Origin of the sequence: Synechococcus sp. H55.9, from assembly GCF_047462355.1 — a bacterium.
In the GTDB taxonomy this organism is placed as follows: Bacteria; Cyanobacteriota; Cyanobacteriia; order Thermostichales; family Thermostichaceae; genus Thermostichus.
In genome coordinates this window covers 1-1,905 of sequence record NZ_JANSJB010000164.1, presented here as the reverse complement: position 1 = coordinate 1,905, position 1,905 = coordinate 1, and the positions used below count along the sequence as shown (strand labels likewise).

1 protein-coding gene and 1 pseudogene are annotated in these 1,905 nt (G+C 58.6%); one reads left to right on the top strand and one right to left on the bottom strand.

Annotated elements, in window-relative coordinates:
- A pseudogene (locus NW857_RS12780) lies at nucleotides 1-979 on the top strand (alpha-1,4-glucan--maltose-1-phosphate maltosyltransferase); the annotation flags it as partial.
- A gap of 19 nt (nucleotides 980-998) precedes the next feature.
- Here the strand turns inward: NW857_RS12780 and NW857_RS12775 are convergent.
- The gene (locus NW857_RS12775) at nucleotides 999-1,841 is read right to left on the bottom strand and encodes a universal stress protein (RefSeq protein ID WP_414335360.1); all 843 of its coding nucleotides are present in this window, start codon (nucleotides 1,839-1,841) and stop codon (nucleotides 999-1,001) included.
- Between the last annotated feature and the right edge of the window lie 64 nt (nucleotides 1,842-1,905).

The following is a 1,905-nucleotide window of genomic DNA, read 5'->3' as shown; positions in this document are numbered from 1 at the left end:
AAAGCGGCCCGACGGCACCATTCAATATGCGGAGAACCCGCCCAAGAAATATCAAGACATCTACCCCCTCGACTTTGAGACGGAAAACTGGCAGGCCCTCTGGGAGGAGTTAAAAAGCGTTATCGAATACTGGATCGACCAGGGAGTCACCATCTTTCGGGTTGATAATCCCCACACCAAGGCTTTTGGCTTTTGGGAGTGGTGCATCGGCCAGATCAAGGCCAAGCACCCGCAGACAATCTTTTTGTCTGAAGCCTTCACCCGCCCCAAACTGATGAAATCCTTGGCCAAGCTGGGCTTCACCCAGTCTTACACCTATTTCACCTGGCGCAACGACAAGTGGGGCCTGACGGAGTACTTCACCGAGCTCACCCAAACCCCGATGCGGGAGTACTATCGCCCCAACCTCTGGCCCAACACGCCGGACATTCTAAACGAGTTCTTGCAAAAGGGGGGACGCCCGGCTTTTATGCTGCGCCTCATCCTGGCGGCCACGCTGGGGGCCAGCTACGGCATCTACGGCCCCGCTTTTGAACTCTGCGAAAACCGTCCCCTCCGCCCCGGCAGCGAAGAGTATCTGGACTCGGAAAAATACCAAATCCGTCACTGGGATCTGGACGCACCGGATAACTTGCGGCCTCTGATCGCGCAGGTGAACCGGATCCGACGGCAAAACCCGGCTTTGCAAAGCGACTGGAGCCTTGTGTTTCACCCCACCGACAACGAGGCCCTGATCTGCTATTCCAAGCGCACCTTTGATGGCAGCAACCGCATCTTGGTGGCGGTCAACTTGGATCCGTTTCACATTCAATCCGGCTGGGTCACCCTCAACCTGGGGGCTTTGGGTTTGGAACACTGGCAAACTTTCAAGGTGATCGACCTTTTGGATGGCCAGCAGTATTCCTGGCAGGGATCCACGAACTACATCAAGCTGGATCCCTGGACGATGCCAGCCCATATTTTTCTCGTCGAAAGCTGAACAAAGATCTAGCAGTCGGTCAATCTTTCTCTTGGGCCGAGCGCACCATCAGCACGGGGCAGCCGATGTGGACCCGCACATAGTCGGAGATGGAGCGCCCCAGCAGCCGATCCAAGTCGGGGATGCTGCGGGCAATGCTGGGCCGGCGATCTGGGGATCCCATCACCAGCAGGTCGGCCTTGCTCTCTTCCGCCAAGCGGACGATCTCGGTGCCGGGATCCCCGACCGCCGTAAACACCTGGTGGCCGATTTGGCGGCTTTTGAGGGTGGCAATGGCTTTGTCTATAACCTCGTCCCGGCCTTGGGCATCGGCATCCAGTTGTACCGAGGCCAGAAAAATCTGGGCCCCTGAGATGCCGGCAACCAGATCCAGGGCCGTGGCAAAGGCGACCTGGGCGGCAGGAGAGTTGTTGAGGGCCACCATGACATGGCTGGGGTACTTGACGTAGGCGTCGTCTTTGACCAGCAGCATGGGGCAGGAGGCGAGCTGGAAGACGTATTGGCTGACCGAGTTCTGCAAAATGGCCATGATGCGGTTGCGCCCGCGGGATCCCATCACGATCAGGGGATTGGGCAGGGACTCGGCCACCTGCAACACCACCACCTTGGGATCCCCTTCCACCAGTTGAGTGCTGATCTTCAACCCAGGCCGCGGGGGAAAAGTCTGCAGCGTCTGGGCCAACAGCTCCTGTCCCTTTTGCCAGGCAGCGCGCATGTCCTCAGCAGAGGTCTGGGAAGGCACCGCATGCAGCAGGGTTACATGGCACTGGGCAAAGGCCGGCAAAGATAGCAGCGTGTGCACCATTTGCTCGGTGGGGCCGCTGCCGTCGATGGCGGCAACGATGTTTTCAAAGCGAGGCATGGGATCCGTTCTCCAGGCCAAGGTTTGCCAAGTCTCATCCTAGATCTGCCTCTGCCGATCCCTG